The sequence below is a fragment of the Kiloniella sp. genome (assembly GCF_965205715.1).
In the GTDB taxonomy this organism is placed as follows: Bacteria; Pseudomonadota; Alphaproteobacteria; order Kiloniellales; family Kiloniellaceae; genus Kiloniella.
This window is the reverse complement of the sequence record NZ_CBDBHW010000013.1, coordinates 374,018-392,599: the sequence shown is the minus strand read 5'-3', so window position 1 is coordinate 392,599 and position 18,582 is coordinate 374,018. Positions and strand designations below refer to the sequence as shown.

The 18,582-nt window shown below is 50.9% G+C and carries 17 protein-coding genes and 1 pseudogene; 8 read left to right on the top strand and 10 right to left on the bottom strand.

Features of this window, described 5'->3' with window-relative positions; all coding sequences use genetic code 11:
• Positions 1-126 precede the first annotated feature (126 nt).
• Positions 127-1,386, top strand: coding sequence for an MFS transporter (locus tag ACOGW3_RS13080; RefSeq protein WP_419903377.1), 1,260 nt, complete (start codon positions 127-129; stop codon positions 1,384-1,386).
• A 179-nt stretch (positions 1,387-1,565) separates the two neighbouring features.
• Here ACOGW3_RS13080 and ACOGW3_RS13075 read toward each other — a convergent pair whose 3' ends face one another.
• The gene (locus ACOGW3_RS13075; RefSeq protein WP_419903376.1) at positions 1,566-1,934 is read right to left on the bottom strand and encodes a hypothetical protein; all 369 of its coding nucleotides are present in this window, start codon (positions 1,932-1,934) and stop codon (positions 1,566-1,568) included.
• Positions 1,935-2,157: 223 nt separating this feature from the next.
• Between ACOGW3_RS13075 and ACOGW3_RS13070 the strand changes: the two genes are divergently transcribed.
• Positions 2,158-2,784, top strand: coding sequence for a LysE family translocator (locus tag ACOGW3_RS13070; RefSeq protein ID WP_419903375.1), 627 nt, complete (start codon positions 2,158-2,160; stop codon positions 2,782-2,784).
• A 316-nt stretch (positions 2,785-3,100) separates the two neighbouring features.
• On the opposite strand, the gene ACOGW3_RS13065 is transcribed toward ACOGW3_RS13070, so the two are convergent.
• From ACOGW3_RS13065 to ACOGW3_RS13050, 4 genes are all read right to left on the bottom strand, one after another.
• Positions 3,101-3,586: a cupin domain-containing protein gene (locus tag ACOGW3_RS13065; RefSeq protein WP_419903374.1), complete on the bottom strand. Its 486-nt coding sequence runs from the start codon at positions 3,584-3,586 to the stop codon at positions 3,101-3,103.
• A 23-nt stretch (positions 3,587-3,609) separates the two neighbouring features.
• Positions 3,610-4,173: a cysteine hydrolase family protein gene (locus tag ACOGW3_RS13060; protein ID WP_419903373.1), complete on the bottom strand. Its 564-nt coding sequence runs from the start codon at positions 4,171-4,173 to the stop codon at positions 3,610-3,612.
• 2 nt (positions 4,174-4,175) lie between these two features.
• Positions 4,176-4,811 carry a LysE family translocator gene (locus ACOGW3_RS13055; RefSeq protein WP_419903372.1) on the bottom strand — a complete coding sequence of 212 codons (636 nt, stop codon included), beginning with the start codon at positions 4,809-4,811 and terminating at the stop codon, positions 4,176-4,178.
• A gap of 270 nt (positions 4,812-5,081) precedes the next feature.
• Positions 5,082-5,984, bottom strand: a complete 903-nt coding sequence (locus ACOGW3_RS13050) for a LysR substrate-binding domain-containing protein (RefSeq protein WP_419903371.1) — start codon at positions 5,982-5,984, stop codon at positions 5,082-5,084.
• A gap of 183 nt (positions 5,985-6,167) precedes the next feature.
• On the opposite strand from ACOGW3_RS13050, the gene ACOGW3_RS13045 reads away from it, so the two are divergent.
• Positions 6,168-7,112: a hypothetical protein gene (locus ACOGW3_RS13045; RefSeq protein ID WP_419903370.1), complete on the top strand. Its 945-nt coding sequence runs from the start codon at positions 6,168-6,170 to the stop codon at positions 7,110-7,112.
• A gap of 1 nt (position 7,113) precedes the next feature.
• Here ACOGW3_RS13045 and tdh read toward each other — a convergent pair whose 3' ends face one another.
• Together tdh and ACOGW3_RS13035 are read right to left on the bottom strand one after the other, a co-directional pair.
• Positions 7,114-8,148 carry an L-threonine 3-dehydrogenase gene (gene tdh, locus ACOGW3_RS13040; protein ID WP_419903369.1) on the bottom strand — a complete coding sequence of 345 codons (1,035 nt, stop codon included), beginning with the start codon at positions 8,146-8,148 and terminating at the stop codon, positions 7,114-7,116.
• 327 nt (positions 8,149-8,475) lie between these two features.
• Positions 8,476-9,663 carry a glycine C-acetyltransferase gene (locus ACOGW3_RS13035; protein WP_419903368.1) on the bottom strand — a complete coding sequence of 396 codons (1,188 nt, stop codon included), beginning with the start codon at positions 9,661-9,663 and terminating at the stop codon, positions 8,476-8,478.
• A gap of 196 nt (positions 9,664-9,859) precedes the next feature.
• On the opposite strand from ACOGW3_RS13035, the gene ACOGW3_RS13030 reads away from it, so the two are divergent.
• The gene (locus ACOGW3_RS13030; RefSeq protein ID WP_419903367.1) at positions 9,860-10,759 is read left to right on the top strand and encodes a leucine-rich repeat domain-containing protein; all 900 of its coding nucleotides are present in this window, start codon (positions 9,860-9,862) and stop codon (positions 10,757-10,759) included.
• Positions 10,760-10,869: 110 nt separating this feature from the next.
• On the opposite strand, the gene ACOGW3_RS13025 is transcribed toward ACOGW3_RS13030, so the two are convergent.
• A complete protein-coding gene (locus ACOGW3_RS13025; protein WP_419903366.1) occupies positions 10,870-11,547 on the bottom strand; it encodes a helix-turn-helix domain-containing protein in 678 nt (225 codons plus the stop codon).
• A gap of 22 nt (positions 11,548-11,569) precedes the next feature.
• Positions 11,570-12,802, bottom strand: coding sequence for an ISL3 family transposase (locus ACOGW3_RS13020; RefSeq protein ID WP_419901077.1), 1,233 nt, complete (start codon positions 12,800-12,802; stop codon positions 11,570-11,572).
• Here ACOGW3_RS13020 and ACOGW3_RS13015 point away from each other — a divergent pair.
• Complete coding sequence (locus ACOGW3_RS13015; RefSeq protein WP_419904075.1) at positions 12,789-12,986, top strand: hypothetical protein; 198 nt, start codon at positions 12,789-12,791, stop codon at positions 12,984-12,986. The two genes, ACOGW3_RS13020 and ACOGW3_RS13015, sit on opposite strands and share 14 nt — an antisense overlap.
• A gap of 18 nt (positions 12,987-13,004) precedes the next feature.
• On the opposite strand, the pseudogene ACOGW3_RS13010 reads toward ACOGW3_RS13015, so the two are convergent.
• A pseudogene (locus tag ACOGW3_RS13010) lies at positions 13,005-13,259 on the bottom strand (glutathione S-transferase N-terminal domain-containing protein); the annotation flags it as partial.
• A gap of 143 nt (positions 13,260-13,402) precedes the next feature.
• Between ACOGW3_RS13010 and ACOGW3_RS13005 the strand changes: the two are divergent.
• From ACOGW3_RS13005 to ACOGW3_RS12995, 3 genes are all read left to right on the top strand, one after another.
• A complete protein-coding gene (locus ACOGW3_RS13005; RefSeq protein WP_419903365.1) occupies positions 13,403-13,843 on the top strand; it encodes a MarR family winged helix-turn-helix transcriptional regulator in 441 nt (146 codons plus the stop codon).
• A gap of 289 nt (positions 13,844-14,132) precedes the next feature.
• Positions 14,133-15,401, top strand: coding sequence for an efflux RND transporter periplasmic adaptor subunit (locus tag ACOGW3_RS13000; RefSeq protein WP_419903364.1), 1,269 nt, complete (start codon positions 14,133-14,135; stop codon positions 15,399-15,401).
• Complete coding sequence (locus ACOGW3_RS12995; RefSeq protein ID WP_419903363.1) at positions 15,398-18,553, top strand: efflux RND transporter permease subunit; 3,156 nt, start codon at positions 15,398-15,400, stop codon at positions 18,551-18,553. The genes ACOGW3_RS13000 and ACOGW3_RS12995 overlap by 4 nt, the downstream gene beginning before the upstream one ends.
• The last annotated feature ends 29 nt before the right edge of the window (positions 18,554-18,582 follow it).

Here is an 18,582-nt window from a genome sequence, read left to right as displayed (position 1 = left end):
GGACGGATTTCAATAAAAATAACCCGTGATGAGATAACCACTTGATCCACGCGGGTGAAATCTACCAGACTGCATTTAGATCAAAGAACACTCCTCCAGATTCTAAGGCATCGGAACCTATAAATCATGTGGCAGACAATTAAGTCCATTTCCTCGTTGCTTTTGAGTTTTGCCATGCTGATGCTGGGCCAGGGGATGATCAATACCTTGCTTGGTCTGCGTAGCCGTATTGAGGGTTTTTCGACAGAAACCACAGGTTTTATCATGACCGGCCAATTTATTGGTATGTTGGTCGGGGCTTTGCTGGCTGTACGTGTGATATCAGCTGTGGGACACATACGGTCTTTTGCGGCCTTTGCCTCTATCCTGTCAGTCGCAGTTCTGGCCCACGTTCTTTATGCCGATCCCATTTTCTGGTTTGCGCTTCGTCTCGCCACTGGCTTTTGTATGGCCGGCATGATCATGGTGGTGGAGAGTTGGGTCAACGAACGTTCGGTGAACGAAAACAGGGGCAAAATCCTTTCGCTCTATATGATCACGAGTTATGTGGGCTCAGGGTCAGGCCAGTTTATGTTGCTGCTTGGCGATCCCGCCCAGTTTCAGCTCTTTGTCATAGCCTCCATGGTTTATTCTTTTGCACTGGTGCCGATATTGCTCACCCGCGCCACGGCTCCCAAGCCGATCACCCCGCAAAGAATGAAGTTTACCAAGCTCTTTATGACCTCCCCCGTCGGCGTTATCGGCACTGTCTGCGCTGGCATGTCCAATTCTTCGCTTAACGGTATGGGCGCAGTTTTTGCCCGAGAAGCTGGCTTGAGTCTGGCCCAAGTATCAACCTTCATGGCTGCTGCCATTTTTGGCGGCATGTTGTTACAGTTTCCAATCGGTCGTATTTCTGATCGCTTTGATCGACGCACGGTCTTGATAGTTGCGGCAGGGAGTACCGCACTCCTCGGCCTTGTTGTGATTTGGGCGACAGGGCAGGACATTATTTTCCTAATCGCGGCTATTGCCCTTTATGGCGGGTTCTCCTTTACGATCTACGCCATATCTTCGTCTCAGGTAAACGACATGGCGGACCGGGATAAATTGGTACAAGTCTCTGCCGGATTGCTCATTGCCTATGGCGTGGGCGCGTCGATTGGCCCGGTCGTGGCAGCGCAATTTATGACCCTCGCAGGTCCCAACGGATTTTTCATGTTCCTCATTGGGGTTAATTGTACGCTGGTTGTTTTTACTCTGGTTCGTATTTACCAGCGCCGTCGGCATCTCGAGAAAAAAGCAACCTTTATGCCCTTGGGCGGCATGAATGTCAGCAGTAAGCAGCTCTATACTGCTGCCATCACAGCCGATCAGAAAACTTCAGAAGATTCTGAGATTAAATAAAATCAGTTTTAGACGTTCATGGATGAACGATAAGAGGCTATTCGGGAGATCAATAATTGTTTCATCTTTAGTTTCTAGGGGGATAGAATCTAAAAAAAGGAAACGATATATCTGCACTTACCGCTCATCCAAAAGCGTCTAAATCTCAAACTACACATACAGGCTTTTAATCAGCTCTGTTAACCGACAACGTTATGCCCACGGCCTTTCATGCAATTTTTGACGATCTGTTTTCGCTCATCCTGGGTATCCCAGGCCTGACTGCCAGCACCAATTCCAGCGCCGAGTACACCACCAATTAACGCGCCGCCAAGACCCTCGCTCAGCCCACCGACGACAGCCCCAAGTCCTGTACCAAGCAAAGCACCATTTTGCACATCACCGTTCAGATACCCCCGTTGATCCGCCACTTCGGCACAGGCGGAAAGGTCTGTTTCATAAGCAGTGTCCTGAGCGCCATCCACAATCGGTCTGTAATCAGCGCCTGTGTTACTACAAGCCGATAAACCCAATATGGCAACGGCCCCCACATATACGGAAAATTTCATTCTTGTGACCCCAATAAAAGTTCTGTAAAGATATTGGGAACGGTTTTAGAGTGAGAGGCTGACGGTAATCTGACGAGGCCAGGCACACCGGGATAAAATGTCGTGATACAGAGATTTCCTAGAAATGAGTTGCCTTGAGAATACATTTTCTAGTTAGCTGTTTTCAGAAACAATTGCGCAATGATTTATTGAACCCTGACTATTGGATGTTGAGAATCACACCATGGAACTCCATTTATTCCTCATGTTTGCAGCAACCACTGCAGTTATTATTTCCTCCCCGGGACCTTCGGCCATTCTTGTTGTTTCTCAAGGCGCGAGTAGTGGTTTAGGGCGAGCGATTTTTGGGATATTTGGCATTGCCGTTGGCGGCATGATCTATTTCACACTCTCTGCAACGGGTGTCGCGTCGCTTATACTCGCCTCAACCCTGGTTTTCTCGATCATAAAGTGGATCGGTGTCGCCTATTTGTTATATTTGGGCTGCAAGGCCCTTTTCAGCAGATCGGCCCTGATCGACATAAAGCCCGGTGCCCCCCAAAAAAAGCGCTCAGCGTTCTTTTTTCAGGGGCTATTCATTATGCTTTCCAACCCTAAAGCCATGCTGTTTTTCACAGCGATCCTGCCGCAGTTTATTGACGTCTCCAAACCCATCGTACCTCAGGTTTTGATCATGGGTGCCACCACCTATGCGCTCCAGATTCCGATTTATTGTGCCTATGCCTATATGGGCGAGCGCCTGACCCGTGGAGGCATTAAGGCCTGGCTGGTCAACGGCCTGAACAAGGTTGCCGGCGGCGCGTTGATATTTGCGGGCCTGAAAATGGTTGGGGTTACGATTAGCAGGTAGGTATTTATTATCTTTGTATCGCTCAAGCCGCTAAGGCTTACCTCGCATAAGCTCGGGCGTGTGGTCACACTTGCCAGATCAAGGGATGATCTGGAGATATCGCTCAAGCCGTTAAGGCCCTTTTGCACTCACGCCGCGCAGGCTGAACCTCGCATTAGCTCGGGCGTGTCGTCACACTTGCCAGATCAAGAAATGATCTGGAGATATCGCTCAAGTCGCTAAGGCCCTTTTGCGCTCACGCCGCGCAGGCTGAACCTCGCATTAGCTCGGGCGTGTCGTCACACTTGCCAGATCAAGAAATGATCTGGAGATACAATCATTTCTTACCCACATTACCACCGATGACCTTGATATCATCGATATCAACCAGATCCCAGGCGCGGTCTTTTGTGCGATAGATGCGTTTGTTTTGATTGGGATAGTCACCGATATCAAAATCCAGCCGTTGGCCGACGACGATACATTTTAGGGTTTCATCCCCCGTGTTGGTCAGGCTGTGGGCCTTGCCACCTGCGCGGTAACCGATGAAATCCCCTGCTGAGACTTCATGTTCTTCCCCACCAATAAAAGCAAGGCCTCGGCCCTCTAGGATATAAACACACTCGTCTTCCTGATAATGCACGTGACATTCAGTTGATTCCCGCCCTGGTTCAACTTCAATAATATGAAAGCCAAAACCCCTAAGACCTGTGAGGTCGCCCAGAGATTTATTAGAGCGCTGCGCATTGGGATTGAGAAAGTGCACTTTGTCGGTGCCCTCCATGGCATCGATTTCAGTTTTTGTAAGCAGGTATTTATCCATTTTCTCTCCTAATAAATTGCTTCTTATAAGATGTCAGTACTCTTGATAACCTGGCAATATTCGCCATCCATATTCGCCAGTGACATATCGTGTACCACCTGCGCAGACCGAAGAGTTCCCGCATAATCCGGGAAGGCAAAGGTAAAACAGGCGTCTTCGACCAGATAGGTGTCAAAACCCAGATTGCCCGCATTGCGCACCGTGGCTTCCACAGAGTTGTTGGTAATCACGCCCATAACAACGAGCTGGTGAATACCCTGATCTTTCAATCGCGCTTCGAGATCCGTGCTGATAAAGGCGGAATTCACGGTCTTACCAATCACCTGCTCCCCTGCTAAGGGAGTGACTTCAGCTTTAAAGCCATGAGTTTTACCGCCGATATAATAATTACCACCTTCACTTTGGCCATCATGCCTGACATGAAAAATGGGCCGCGCCTTTTCGCGCCAATGCTCAAGCACACTCCCCATTACTTTCTCTGCATCAGGATTATTTCGGGGGCCGTGTTCAGACCAAAAAGGCTGATCAATGGCTTGTTGCACATCAACGATAAGAAGGGCTGCGTTTTCGTCTAGGTTTATAGTCATAATTAAATCCGCCTTAGCGCGTCATAGGCGACGCCTAGACCTAACAATGTAAATAGGGCACCGAAGACCTGTGTAATCTGACGACGCATAGCTATAAATTTCTGGGTGATAAAGTCCGTAGAAAAAACCGTGGCCGTTATGGTATGGCCACAAACACTGAAAGCAATACAGAGCATCAAAATCTCAACCAACAATTCGCTCGAGGCATGAGCCGGTACAAATGCCGTCAAGACAGATCCAAAAAATAAGGCTGCTTTCGGGTTTGACGCACAGATCAAAAACCCGGACCAAAAGGCCTGAAAGCCTCTATCGTTAGAAGCGTTAAGTGAGACATGCACATTACCCATACTGGCTGCACTTCGAAACGATTTGAAACCAAGCCACAGTAAATATCCCGCCCCAAACAACCGAAAGCCAAGGATCACATTCGGGAAAAACTCAAACAGAGCCGTTACCCCGAGAACAGCCATGCTTGCCCAGATAAAACTCGCAAGAGAAATACCTAGGCCCGTCAACACACCTTGCCGCCGCCCCCGGCTGAGGGAAGCACTCATAATTGCAAACATGTTTGGCCCCGGTGTGATCCACCCTATGAAATTTACAAAGGCAATTGACGATAGTACGCCCAGGGTATCCATTATCGAGAGAGTCCTTTTATTACGTATTTGTCGTTCAGGCGCCACTGAGGCTTACCTCGCATAAGCTCGGGCGTGTAGTCACACTTGCCAAATTGAGAAGATCAATTTGGAGATATCGTTCAAACGCCACTGAGCTCCCTTTTGCGCTCACGCTGCGCAGGTGGCCTTCGCATAAGTTTGGGCGTGCGCATTTGGTTTTTGGCGGACTTGCCAAATTGAAGAGATCAACTTGGATGCAAAGTACTTAAACGAAAAAGAGGCAATCGCCTCCTAGATGAAATTATTCTCTGGGAGGTTGAATTTTTCAACCATAAAGTCAACGAAGACTCTTACTTTTGGGGAGAGATGGCGACCCGGAGGGTAGATGGCATAGATCGCGCTGTCGGGGACGTGGTAGTCCGGCAAAATTTCGGTGACCTTGCCCGACTTGATCGCGGGTCCGACCAGCCAAAGTGGCAAGAGGCCGATCCCCATATCCTTCCCGATGAGATCCATGATCACTTCCGGGTTATTGGTCTCAACCGCTCCTGTCACATGAACGGTTTCTTCACCGTCTGGGCCATCAAAGCGCCAATCGTTGCGAAATGCGCGGGAGGCATAGATCAGACAGTCGTGGTTTTCCAGATCTGCCGGCTGTTTTGGACTGCCATGTTTTTCCAGATATCTTGGCGATGCACAGACCACCCGACGATTGGCCGCGAGCTTGCGTGCAATCAGACTGGAATCTTCGAGATCGCCAATGCGCACGGCAAGGTCATAGCCTTCACTGAGCAGATCAACAAAGCGGTCGTGCAGATTGAGATCCAGTTTAATCTCGGGATAGCGCTGCATAAACTCGGGGATCAACCCGGTAATCCAAAGCCGACCAAAAGCCACGGGTACATTGAGCTTGAGAGTTCCGCGTGGCGCCGCATGAAGATTAGCCACGGCATCCTCGGCCTCTTCCACGTCCACCAGGATCTGGCAACAGCGATCATAAAACCCCTTGCCCACCTCGGTCAGGGAAAGATGTCGCGTGGTGCGGTTAAACAGCCGGGCCCCAAGACGATCTTCGAGACGGCCAACCTGCTTGCTTACAGCCGAAGGTGTGAGCGCAGAAGCCCGCGCCGCCGCGGAAAAGCTGCCCTCGTTTACCACCTTAACAAAGATGCCCATCGCAGAAAGGTTGTCCATGTGCTCGCCCTGAGTCTGAATTATTTATGACATATAGGAACAAATAACAGGTATTTTTTAATTTGTAACGTTAATTTGGGAATTAATTTAATTATAGAAATACTCACTAACTAGGCAATTCCGGTTAGTGTAAATTACATTTACACATTGCTACACCCTTAAAAAATTTGCATTAATTTCACGATGATAGAAATTCGACTTGAACATATCTGTACAATTCCAAGCGCTGAAAAGGGCTATGAGTTTGTCTCGCATTCCATAACAATTAATGGGGATGCACTTTTCCTGTACAAAAAGAAACCTAAGTTCAAGATTTTCGGGGAAAGAAATATCCAATACAAGATCTTAAGGCAAAATAAGAAAAAATTTGAGGAAATTTACCTCCCACCTTTCAAAGTTAACTACCCCTTTCTTGATATCTTCTCAGATGGATCAATTCTGCTAGTTGATAGTCGTTGTCAATATCATGAGCCGAACAACTTTGTAAGTAATGCAATTATATACAACCCCCTAACTAAAAAATCATATCAGTTCCCAGTAGGGGATGGCATTGAACAAGTTGCGGTTGATTCTAAAGATAACATTTGGGTGTCATATTTTGATGAAGGGGTTTTAAAGAATTCTGGCCATGATTTATTCAACCAAGATAAAGGTAATTCAAGATCAATAGGTGGCTCTGGTCTAAACTGTTTTGATTCTAACGGCAATTTGCTTTGGCGTTTTGATCAATCTGGACATTTCATTTTAGATTGTTACGCAATGAACGTAACATCTCACGAAACTCACATTTTTTATTATACTGATTTTGACTTCTGCACCATATCTGAAGGCTTTCAAACCAAGTTCTTTTCAACTGAGTTAGCAGGATGCAGTGCTTTTGCTATTTCAGGTAACCACCTGCTCTTTAATGGGCAATATAATGATGAAATCAGCAAGGCTTACCTGGTAACTAAAGAGGGTGACAGACTAACCTTGAAAATTCCTGTGATCTTAATGCTAGACCATGGAGAATCTTTTACTGAGGGAACTCTGATAGGAAGAGGCAAAAAACTCCACCTTTTCACTAAAACGGATTGGTACGCGATTGATGCCTGGGATGCTTTCAAACAAACCCAAGCATCAAGCTAGTTTACTTCGATACACTCCAGTCCAAAATCACCTTGCCGGAGTTACCGGAGCGCATGATGTCGAAACCTTCTTGGAAGTCGTCGATGCCGAAGTGGTGGGTGATCACGGGGGTGAGGTCGAGGCCGCCTTGAATCAGGGCGGACATTTTGTACCAGGTCTCGAACATTTCGCGGCCGTAGATACCTTTGATCACCAGGCCTTTGAAGATTACCTGATTCCAGTCGATGCCCATGTCCCCCGGTGGAATACCGAGCATGGCGATTTTACCGCCGTTGTTCATGGCTGAGAGCATGGAGTTAAAGGCGGGCTCACTGCCGGACATTTCCAGGCCAACGTCGAAACCTTCGGTCATACCAAGGTCACGCATAACGTCTTCGACAGAGGCTTCTGTAACATTGATGGCGTGCGTGATGCCCATCTTCTTTGCCAACTCAAGACGGTAGGGGTTGATATCCGTGATGACCACGTGGCGCGCGCCGACATGTTTACAGATCGCCGCGGCCATTATGCCAATGGGTCCAGCGCCAGTGATGAGGACATCTTCGCCAACGACGTCAAAGGACAGCGCTGTGTGGGCGGCATTACCAAAGGGATCGAGGATCGCCGCGATATCATCAGAGATATCATCAGGCAGAATGAAAACATTTGTGGCTGGCAGGCAGAGATATTCGGCAAAGGAGCCGGTGCGATTCACACCTACACCTTCTGTATTACGGCAGAGATGGCGGCGGCCCGCGCGGCAGTTGCGACAGTGCCCGCAAGTGAGATGGCCTTCGCCAGATACCCGCTGGCCGATTTCCAGATGGCTGACCTGGCTGCCAACCTGCTCAATCGTGCCAACATATTCGTGACCCACGGTCATACCGACAGGAATGGTTGCCTTGGCCCAGTCATCCCAGTTGTAGATGTGAACATCCGTGCCGCAGATCGAGGACTTCCGAATCTTGATCAGAACATCATTGGGGCCGATTTCCGGTTTCGCTTCATCCCGCATCCAGATTCCGGGTTCAGACTTCAGTTTTGCCAAGGTTTTCATTTTAATAACTCCATCGGCTTTGCCGATTATTTTGTTTGTGTCGCCTCGTCCCCATAAATGGGAACTCCACTCACGTTCAAACGCCACTGAGGCTTACCTCGCATAAGCTCGGGCGCCCGTTCGGGCTTGCCAAATTACGTCCAGCAATTTGGTTCGCGCTTGTACTTTCAAGACTTAACTCCCACCAGATCCTATAAAGGGATCTGGCAAGCGTGACCACGCGCCCGAGTTACAACGAGGTCCAGTCTGCGCGGCACCTGAGCGTAACTACGCTTTCAATAAGAAAGCGGTACAGAGTTTTCAGTGGCGCCTGAACGTAATAACTACCTATATTATTCCCAGTTCTTTTCCGGCTTCGCCGAAAGCAACTATGGCACGGTCGATTTGTTCGATGCTGTGCGCCGCCGACATTTGCGTGCGAATTCGCGCCTGACCTTTTGGTACCACCGGGAAAGAGAACCCGATGACATAAATGCCCCGCTTGAGCAGTGCGTCTGCCAACTTGGTCGCAAGCGCCGCGTCACCGATCATCACCGGGATAATCGGGTGCTCACCCTGCAGGAGGTCAAAGCCCAGCTCAGCCATGCCTTTGCGGAAATGGTTACTGTTCTCAACCAGTTTCGCGCGCATCTCCTGACCGTTTTCTACCAGATCAAGCACCGAAAGAGTCGTTGCAGTAATCACAGGGGCCAATGTATTGGAGAAAAGATAAGGGCGCGACCGCTGGCGCAACCAGTCGACGATCTCTTTTTTGGCAGAAGTATACCCCCCTGACGCACCACCAAGAGCCTTACCCAGGGTTCCAGTGATGATATCAACCCGATCTCTCAGGCCCCAGTAATCCGGGGTTCCGGCACCGTTCGGCCCCATAAAACCAACGGAGTGACTGTCATCGACCATCACCAGCGCGTCATATTTATCAGCAAGATCGCAAATCGCAGGCAGGTTGGCGATATATCCATCCATGGAGAACACGCCATCTGTCACGATCAACCTGAAACGTTGATCTTGTGCCTCGATCAGGCAGCGCTCCAGCTCTGCCATATCACTGTTGGCGTAACGATAGCGCTTGGCTTTGCACAAGCGAACACCGTCAATGATGCTGGCATGATTCAAAGCATCACTGATAACCGCGTCTTCGGCGCCAAGGATGGTTTCGAACAAACCTGCGTTGGCATCAAAGCATGAAGAATAGAGGATGGTGTCTTCCTGGCCCAGGAAGTTTGATAAGCGCGCTTCAAGCTCTTTATGGATATCCTGGGTGCCACAGATAAATCTTACCGAAGACAGACCAAATCCATAAGCGTCCAAAGCCTTTTGTGCCGCAGTAACCAGACCTGGATCGTCTGAGAGACCAAGATAGTTGTTGGCACAAAAATTTAAGACTTCTCCGCTTGATTGAACCTTAATCTCTGACGCTTGCGGAGATTCGATCACCCGCTCGGCTTTGTAGAGACCAGTTTCTTTCAGAGTTGCGAGTTCGCCCGTGAGATGCTTGATGATCGATCTGCTCATTATCCTGTCCGGATCCTGTTTCAGTAGAAATTCAATATAATAGATATATTATCTAGTATATGGGATTCGTCAAGCCACTCTTTAACTGAAATCTTATGATCAGACTCGATTCATTCTTCCCATAGCCATGCAAAGATGAATAATACCACAGGAGAACAGGAAGAATCCTTAAGCCCAGAAATAACCCAGGTATACCATGGCGCATCCCCTAGAATCCCTTCGCACGCTCACCTCCGTCACCTCTATCTGTGAGGTTTCCCATATTACTGAGCGGGTTGATGGTGCGGTATGCTACCGAGAGTCAAATGGCGACGTAATTCATATTGCGGCTGAAAAGTGTGGCTTTGAGATTCTACCAGATGTCTTTTTATCGTTCGATAAACTGGAAAAACTCTTTGTCGGACGCAACAAATTCAAGGCCTGCCCCGATAGCCTCGCCCAATTGAAGTCGCTGAAAGAGCTATATATCTATGGCAATGAGCTCAAGTCTTTGCCTGAATCACTTGGGAAGTTGTCAGAGCTTCAGATTCTCGACCTCAGTCACCAAGCATTGTTATCTCTGCCTGATTCTATCGGGCGATTAAGCAAGCTCGAGATTCTCTATGCCAGCAATACTTTGATTGCAGAATTGCCTGACTCACTTTGGCAGCTCAAAAACCTGAAATACTTGAATCTCACCGATAACAAATTAACCGCTATACCTGAGAAAATATCTGGCTTAAATGCCCTGCGTGAGCTTCGGCTCTATAACAACAGCTTTACTGAAATTCCTGATTCACTCTGTGGACTTAAAGCTTTAAGAGAACTCTATCTCAACGGGAATCAATTACGGAAGCTTCCTGAAAATATTGGTGACCTAAAAAATCTGGAAGTTCTCGATCTTCGCAACAATCAAATCAAAGAGATTCCTGAATCTCTCGGCCAAGCCAAAAACTTGATTCATCTCGATCTCAGAGCAAACCACTTTCCTTCACTCCCTGAATCTCTTGCTGAACTTCCAAACTTGAAAAAGCTCGATCTGCGCTGGAGCCACCTTCGCGAACAGCCCAAGTGGCTGCAAACACTCGAAGATAAGGGATGTGCGGTCTATCTCTAACACGAATTCCGTGTTTCTCGTTCACACATATTCCAACTGATTTTATACTCTCCGGATAACCTTGCGACCTACCAAAAACACAGAACCCAACTAAACGGCCTGAATCAGGCCTAGATAAGTTGGTAGTTCTGGCGGTAACGCGTCGGGCTGATTCCCATCTGGTCACGAAAATGATGGCGCAGGGTATCAGCGATACCGAAACCACAATGAGTTGCCACCTCTTCCACCGTCATCACGGTTTCTTCCAAACAAGTACAAGCCAGCGCTAAGCGCTCTTGAATCATCCACTTGGCTGGTGGCAGGCCCGTGGCTTCTTTAAACCGACGGATAAAAGTCCGCAAGCTCATGTGGGCACGCTTGGCAAGATCCTCGACTTTGATTGGCAATTGAATGTGTTCGCGAACCCACTGCAATAGCTCGTCCATCGCTTGCTCCCGACGCACCTGAGGACGATCGATGAACTGAGCTTGCCCACCATCGCGTTGGGCAGGCAACACCAAGCGTTTCGCCACTTTGTTTGCCACTGCAGGGCCAAAATCTGTGCGGATAATGTTCAGACAAAGATCAAGACCAGCCGCAGAACCAGCTGAGGTCATGATACGCCCCTCATCGATAAAGAGCACATTAGGGTCGACTTTTAATTCTGGATATTTTTCAGCGAGAAGATCAGCGTAACGCCAGTGCGTCGTTACTTTTTGATTCTGCAAGATTCCGGCCGCTGCCAAGACGAACACCCCGGAGCAGATAGATACAATGCGGGCGCCGCGATAATAAGCCGCCCAAGGCACTTCTCCGCTTTGTTGAGTAGATTTAGGATTTCAAATAGAGCATAGATTGATTATCTGGAATGGATGATTGTCTAATTTTGAGTTTGAAGTATTCGGTATCCTTGATGCCTCTGGCTCGCTTACGGATCATTCCTATACTGACATTACCAGCCTCTATCCTGGCGCTTGTGAGCTTGTGTTTGGCGTAGTTGCAGATGCCCACACAATGTTTCCGTAGGGATTTCGCGAACTTTTTTAGATAGAGCATCTGTGACTGATCTGCTATCAGGCACCAACGTTCCAGTTGCTCCGCCATCGCCTCAAATGAAGCGGCACTCCACAGCAGCTGAAGCTGTTCTTTCAAGACGTAAAGTGCATTCAGGTTGCTATTGCTCTCCAGCAACCTTTGCAGCTTGTCACTTTGTTTTTCACTCAACTTATCCGCATTTTTGAGCAACAGATAATGTGTCCCTTTCATCAACTCTTTACCACTTGGATCGGCCTTTCTGAACTCAAGTCGACGCTGATTATGGATAGCTTTGCTGTAGTTTTTCATGACGTGGAAACGGTCAAATACTATGTCGGCCAACGGCAAGGACTCTCTGACAGCCTTTTGGTAGGCAGGCCCCATATCCATCGCTACGGCCTTTATTTTGCAGGCTGTATCTGGTTGCAGTTGTTTCAAAAACCTTGAAAAAACCTCGGCAGTTCGGCCTGCTTCAACCCAGATCAGATGACCGCCAACCATATCGTAGACCACCGTCATGTAGTCATGACCTTTCGCCCGGGCAACTTCATCTACACCAATATATTCCAAGCCAGTTAGCTCTGCAGGATCAAGCGTAGGGAGAGTTTCAATAAGGTATGCCCTGTCGATATTCTTGACCGTTTCCCATCGTATATCCAAATGTCTGGAAACCGCTTGAATAGACATATGCCGACATAATCCACTGATCAGTCGGCAAAATCGGTGAGTGAAACGGCACCCTTTATCAACAAAATCACACCCCTCAATGCGGCGTTCGCCCTTGTTAATATAAACCTGCGCCAGCTCAATCTCGACCACACAAGGATACCCAAAAAGGGGGATGTCGTTTACTTGTCGGCGGACATGCTGGTTGATGCTTCCCTTCTGGCCTGTAGCAGGGTCTATAGCCCTCCTACGCGCGTCTCGGCTGCAGTGAATGACAATCTTAACACCGCCGTCATCCAGTTTAATTTCATTTACACGTTGCCCTTTGAGGCCTAAAATATGCTGCGAGATGTTGATTGTCATATACCTGCTCTATGTAAAGTTATCAGAAACCATACATATCAACAGGTTACTTGGCGGTCGGCATCTTTTTCTACTCAACAAAGCGGAGAAGAGCCAGCTGAAAAGCGTTTTGAACGGAGCTGGAGAAATACACCAGCGTCTGCAAATAAAGGCCCCGCACGGGATCATCAACCTTAGGGGCTAACCCTGTTTCAGGATGACGATCACACAAGAACATCGCAATGGCAGCGCCTTCATACATTGCAGTATCATCACAAATGAGCACGGGAACCCAGCCATTTGGGTTTAGTGCCAATAATTCCGGCGACCTTTGTTTATCACCCGATATTGTCGTTTGTATCAGCTCATAGGGCACCTTAATTTCTTCCAACAACACGCGCGCCCCCATTGCGGCACTCCCTGGTGCATAATACAGTTTGTAGCTCACAGATTCCTCCTTGTATCGGCGCGATCTCATCATCTTTGCAATAATACCCATAAAGAATGAAACAAAAAAATGGTCGGCGAAAGTAGACTTTATTTTGAGTTCGGTTCGAGCTCGGTAATAAAAAATTGGAGGGAGGGCTTGAAATACTGCCTCAAGAAGTGTATATACACATAATGACAAATAAGAACCCGCTTACAGAACTGAAGAACGTCGAGGATTGCGCCTGTTTTAACATCCGCGCGGCGGCCCGAACCCTGACCCGCGCCTACGACGATGCCTTGAAGCCGGTGGGCTTGAAGGTGACCCAGTTTACTATTCTTGCGGCGATCAACAAGATCGATGAGGCGGTTCCGATCGGCACCCTGGCCAAGGCGCTGTCCATGGATCGCACCACCCTGACCCGCAATCTCGGGCCGCTGGAAAAGCAGGGGTTGGTCGAAGTTCTGCCTGAGGGATATCGACGTTCTCGCGGGATGGTCCTGACTGAAAAGGGCCGCAAGACCCTGGAAGCCGCCGCCCCCTTGTGGCGCAGGGCGCAGGAAACCACCGTTGGCCGCATCGGGTCGGAGCGATGGACTTCCCTGCAACAGGACATGGTTGCTCTTGTTGGCTAACAGACGCTAGGGACTGGCTAAAGTCTGTGAATACCAACTGGTGGCGCTGGCGAGACCTGAACTTGATCGAACCAGAGCTGAGCCGGGCGTGGCGGAGTTAACTGGCCGTTAGGGGCGATTTAAGCGCCGGGGATCGGCTGGTAGTGCAGACTAATCTTAGCCTGGAGCAAGTCGACAAATGCCAATTTGAGTTTATATCGGGTTTAGATCGGCTCTTTTTGGGCAACACTTGCACACTATTTTTTTAATCTCTGAAGTGTATATACACTTCTTATTGGAGGATACATCGATGGGATTGATATCGCGTTTGGGAATTACGGCTTTGGTGGCGGGTGTTGTCGGTGGTGGCCTTAGCGGTTTTGCGGCGATCACGACGCCGGACCAAGAGGCAAACAAGGCGCCAGAGCCACGCATCCTTTCGGTCTCCACCATTGCAGCGCAACAGGTTACGGGCTATGAGGTCCGCCGCACGTTCATTGGCCGGGTTGAAGCAAGGCGAGAAAGCCAGGTCGGGTTTGAGCTCGGTGGGCTGGTCGCTGCAATCCTGGCCGAAGAGGGTGATGTGCTGGAGCCGGGACAGGTGATCGCGCAGCTCGATACCGCCCGCTACAAGGTTCAGCTCCGCCAATTGCGCGGCCGCCGCACCGAACTCCAGGCCAACATCGACCTCGCCCGTGCGACCCGAAACCGCCAGGAACTTCTGGCCAAAAAAGGTCACTCTTCGCAGCAACGTTACGATGAAGCCCGCTTCAGCGAACAGGCGCTGCACGGCAAGATCCTCCAGGTTGAGGGCGAGATCGCTTCGGTCCAGCTCAGCATCAAAAAGTCCGAGATCAAGGCCCCCTTTGCCGCGATTGTCGGCACCCGCTTTTCTGATGAAGGCGTTGTTATCAGCGCAGGTGTGCCCGTGTTTGATCTGCTGGAGCGCAGCAATCCCGAGGTCAGGATCGGTCTCGCGGGCGGCGCTGTCGAAGATATCGCGCTTGGTCAGCTGCACACTTTAAACATCAAGGGACAGGAAATTCCCGCCCGGGTGCGGTCCATCCTGCCCGTGCGTGATCGCGGCACCCGCAGCGTCGATGTGTTGTTCAGCCTGCAATCGGGGGATCAACGACCCAATGGCATTCGTTACGGCGATCTGGCCCGTCTCGACATCGCAAAAGAGATCGAGCTGACCGGATTCTGGTTACCGCTGACCGCCCTCACCGAGAGTTCGCGAGGTCTGTGGGCGGTCTACGTCGCGGTCGCTAAACAGGAAAATACCGACGCAAAAAGTAGTCCCCAAGTAGACCCAGATACTGAAAACAGGAAACTACAAAACACTGGTGTTCTGGAGCGTAGAGAACTGGAAGTCGTGCATCAGGAAGCCGACCGTATTTTTGTGCGCGGCACCCTCGGGGATCAAGAGCAGGTCGTGGTCGGTGGCCTGCACCGTCTTATGCCCGGCCAGCGGGTCCGCATTCAGCCCGTGGGGAAATTCCCTTCCGCAGACCTCCTTGCGTCAAATGATTTGGGAAATGACCAGAAAAATGCCCCGATAAGGGAGATAAACCAATGAGCACCGGCAATCCCTTTGGCATCACCACCCTGTTCTTTCGCAACCGATACCTGTTGGTTTTATCCATCGTGGTCATTCTGGTCGGCGGACTGTCTGCGGTGGTGTCCCTGCCCCGGTTGGAAGACCCGCGCATTGTCAATCGCAACCCCATCGTGATTACATCCGTCCCCGGCGCGTCGGCCGAGCGGGTTGAAACCCTGGTCACGGAAGTTCTGGAAGAGGCATTGCAGGAAGTCGCGGCGATCAAGGATATCGAATCAACATCGCGCGCCGGAGTTTCCATCATCGCGCTAGAGCTTCAAGACAGCGTAACAGCGTCGCAGAACAAGGCGATCTTTTCTGAAATCAGAGACCAGATCAGTGACGCCCTCCCCCAGTTGCCGCCAGAGGCCCAGGTCCCTGTGATCGATGACAAGCGCGATCCCGCCGCCTTTACCCTGATCGTTGGGGTGCGATGGGTACAAGATAGCCCGGCGCAACTGGGCATCTTAAACCGTTTGGCCGGGGATCTTTCCGATCGCCTGCGCAATATCGAAGGCACCGAACTGGTGCGGCTTTATGGGGAGCCAAAGGAAGAGATCACCGTCACGGTTGATCCGGCCGAACTCGCCGAGCTTGGCCTCAGCGCCACAGAGGTCGCAGACCTGATCGCCGCGGCCGATAGCAAATCCCCCGCCGGGGTGCTACGAGGGGCGCAGTCAAATGTGTTGCTCGAGGTCCAGGGCGAGCTGAATTCGCTGGAGCGCATCAACCAGATCCCCCTTGTCAGCGATCAGCAAAAGGCCATCCTGCGCGTCGGCGACATTGCAGAGGTAACAAAGGACTGGCGCAAGCCGACCACGGAAATCGGCCTTATTGATGGTCAGCGTTCCGTGCTGATTGCCGCGCGGATGGCCACCGGCCAGCGGGTCGATAAATGGGCCAATGAAGTCAACGCCGTGATCGATGACTTTTCAACCTATGTCGGCGGCGGCATCGCGATTGACCCGATATTTGAGCAGGAAAGCTATACCACCAGCCAGTTGAGCGAATTGGTGAAAAACTTGCTCGCCGGGGCCGCGGTGGTGATCGGTGTGGTCTTTTTGATGATGGGCTGGCGCCTGGCGCTTATCGTCGGGCTCGCCCTGCCACTTGTGGTTTCCGTTGTGCTGTTTGGCCTGTTAATCAGTGGCAACGCCATCCACCAGATGTCGATCTATGGTCTGATCGTCGCGTTGGGCCTTTTGATCGACAATGCCATCGTTATGGCCGACGAAGTGATCCAGAATAAACAGCAGGGCAAGTCGCCACTGGAAGCCGTCGACACGGCGGTGCGTCACCTCTTTAGTCCGCTGTTGTCTTCGACCCTGACCACGGTGTTGGCCTTTGCCCCGATCCTGTTGTTGCCCGGTGGGGTCGGCGATTTTGTCGGCTCTATCGGCAGCGGCGTGATCATGGCCCTGATCGCTTCTTTTGTCATCGCCCTCACCATTACCGCGGGGCTGTCGGGCATCTTTGCCAACCCCCCGCCAGCACACCTGCCCAAGCGCTTTTGGCGCGATGGGTTGAGCATGCCATGGCTGACCAAGTTTTATCGGGGCAGTCTGCACCTTGGTTTGCGCCTACCGATGGCCGCGATCCTGCTGGCCTGCTTTATGCCGATCAGCGGTTTTATTGCCCTGAAATCCCTCGGTAACGAGTTCTTCCCCCCGGTCGACCGCGACATGTTCGAGGTTCAGGTCTGGATGCCGAGCGATTCATCGATTGAAAACACCCGCCGTGAGGTCGAGGCCATCGAGGCGGTTATACGCGAGGATACCAAAACCAAGCGCGTCTATTGGCTGGTCGGCGGATCCTTCCCTACCGTCTATTACAATCTGGTCATGAACAAAGACAATGCCGCCCACTACGCCCAGGCCATCGTGACCGCAGAAACCAGCGAAGCCGCCAAGGCGATGATTGCCCCGCTTCAGACCAAGCTCGACCAGCGCTTTCCCGAAGCCCAGATCGTGATCGGTCAATTCAGCCAGGGCCCGCCCGTGGTTGCCGATATCGAATACCGCATCTTTGGCCCTAGCATGGATCAGCTACAGGACCTTGGCGAGCGGGTGCGTTTGACCCTGCAATCGAACCCCGAAATCCTCCACACCCAGGTCACCATGCCGCGCGGAGAGCCCAAGCTTTGGCTCAACGCCGATGAAAACGAAGCAAAGCTGGCGGGGCTGACCCTGAGTAACATCGCCCAGCAAATGCAGGCCAATCTGGAAGGCAACGTTGGCGGCTCGGTGATTGAAAATCTGGAACAGATGCCCGTACGTGTACGTTATCACGACAGCCAACGTACAAGCTTAAATGACATATCTTCAATGCAGCTGGTTTCACCTGGAATTCAGTCTGGCCCGGGAACTGGAGGAAGCAATACCTGGGTTCCGCTCGCCGCGATTGGAAAGATCGAACTGCGGCCCGAGCTCGGCGGCATTACCCGCTATAATGGCGAGCGCACCAACATCATAAAGGGCTATACCCGCAATGGTGCCCTGCCCATCGATGTGACCAAACGGGTTCTGGAGCAACTCGAGGCCGAAGGCTTTGCCCTGCCCGCGGGCTACCGGGTTGAACTCGGTGGTGCGATCGAAAAAGATTCAGAGGCCAAAGGCAACCTTGTGACCTATGTCCCCATTCTGGTCACTCTCACCATTGCCACACTGATTCTGGTGTTTCGTTCCGTTCAACTCGCCATCCTGCTTGGGGTGGTCGCGGTTCTGTCCGTTGGTCTTGGCTTCCTGTCGACCTGGTCGATCCAGTTCCCGATCAGCTTCAACACCATCTTGGGTACTTTGGGCTTGATCGGGCTCGCCTTTAATAACTCTATCGTGGTCCTCGCCGCGATCCAGTCGAACCCGGATGCCAAAGCGGGCAACAGGCAGGCCATTGCCGAACAGATCATCGGCACCACCCGCCACATTCTCTCCACCACTCTGACCACAATCGGGGGTTTCTTACCTCTGCTAATCATCGTCGGGGGAGACTTCTGGCCTTCCCTAGCGATCGTGCTCGCCGGCGGCGTTGGTGGTTCCATGATCCTGGCACTGGTGTTTGTGCCGGCGGTTTATGTGCTGTTACATCGCGAGCGGGTTGAGGCCCCGCCCGCACCCAAAGCGATTGAGGTCTAAGCCATTACAACCGTTCATGAAACTTTATT

Coding starts and splice junctions, on each gene's coding strand:
- ACOGW3_RS13060 (WP_419903373.1), bottom strand. CDS start 4,173: ATGACTATAAACCTAGACGAAAACGCAGCCCTTCTTATCGTTGATGTG.
- ACOGW3_RS13050 (WP_419903371.1), bottom strand. CDS start 5,984: ATGGACAACCTTTCTGCGATGGGCATCTTTGTTAAGGTGGTAAACGAG.
- ACOGW3_RS13045 (WP_419903370.1), top strand. CDS start 6,168: ATGATAGAAATTCGACTTGAACATATCTGTACAATTCCAAGCGCTGAA.
- ACOGW3_RS13065 (WP_419903374.1), bottom strand. CDS start 3,586: ATGGATAAATACCTGCTTACAAAAACTGAAATCGATGCCATGGAGGGC.
- tdh (WP_419903369.1), bottom strand. CDS start 8,148: ATGAAAACCTTGGCAAAACTGAAGTCTGAACCCGGAATCTGGATGCGG.
- ACOGW3_RS13080 (WP_419903377.1), top strand. CDS start 127: ATGTGGCAGACAATTAAGTCCATTTCCTCGTTGCTTTTGAGTTTTGCC.
- ACOGW3_RS13035 (WP_419903368.1), bottom strand. CDS start 9,663: ATGAGCAGATCGATCATCAAGCATCTCACGGGCGAACTCGCAACTCTG.
- ACOGW3_RS13055 (WP_419903372.1), bottom strand. CDS start 4,811: ATGGATACCCTGGGCGTACTATCGTCAATTGCCTTTGTAAATTTCATA.
- ACOGW3_RS13020 (WP_419901077.1), bottom strand. CDS start 12,802: ATGACAATCAACATCTCGCAGCATATTTTAGGCCTCAAAGGGCAACGT.
- ACOGW3_RS13070 (WP_419903375.1), top strand. CDS start 2,158: ATGGAACTCCATTTATTCCTCATGTTTGCAGCAACCACTGCAGTTATT.
- ACOGW3_RS13030 (WP_419903367.1), top strand. CDS start 9,860: ATGGCGCATCCCCTAGAATCCCTTCGCACGCTCACCTCCGTCACCTCT.
- ACOGW3_RS12995 (WP_419903363.1), top strand. CDS start 15,398: ATGAGCACCGGCAATCCCTTTGGCATCACCACCCTGTTCTTTCGCAAC.
- ACOGW3_RS13000 (WP_419903364.1), top strand. CDS start 14,133: ATGGGATTGATATCGCGTTTGGGAATTACGGCTTTGGTGGCGGGTGTT.
- ACOGW3_RS13075 (WP_419903376.1), bottom strand. CDS start 1,934: ATGAAATTTTCCGTATATGTGGGGGCCGTTGCCATATTGGGTTTATCG.
- ACOGW3_RS13005 (WP_419903365.1), top strand. CDS start 13,403: ATGACAAATAAGAACCCGCTTACAGAACTGAAGAACGTCGAGGATTGC.
- ACOGW3_RS13015 (WP_419904075.1), top strand. CDS start 12,789: ATGTTGATTGTCATATACCTGCTCTATGTAAAGTTATCAGAAACCATA.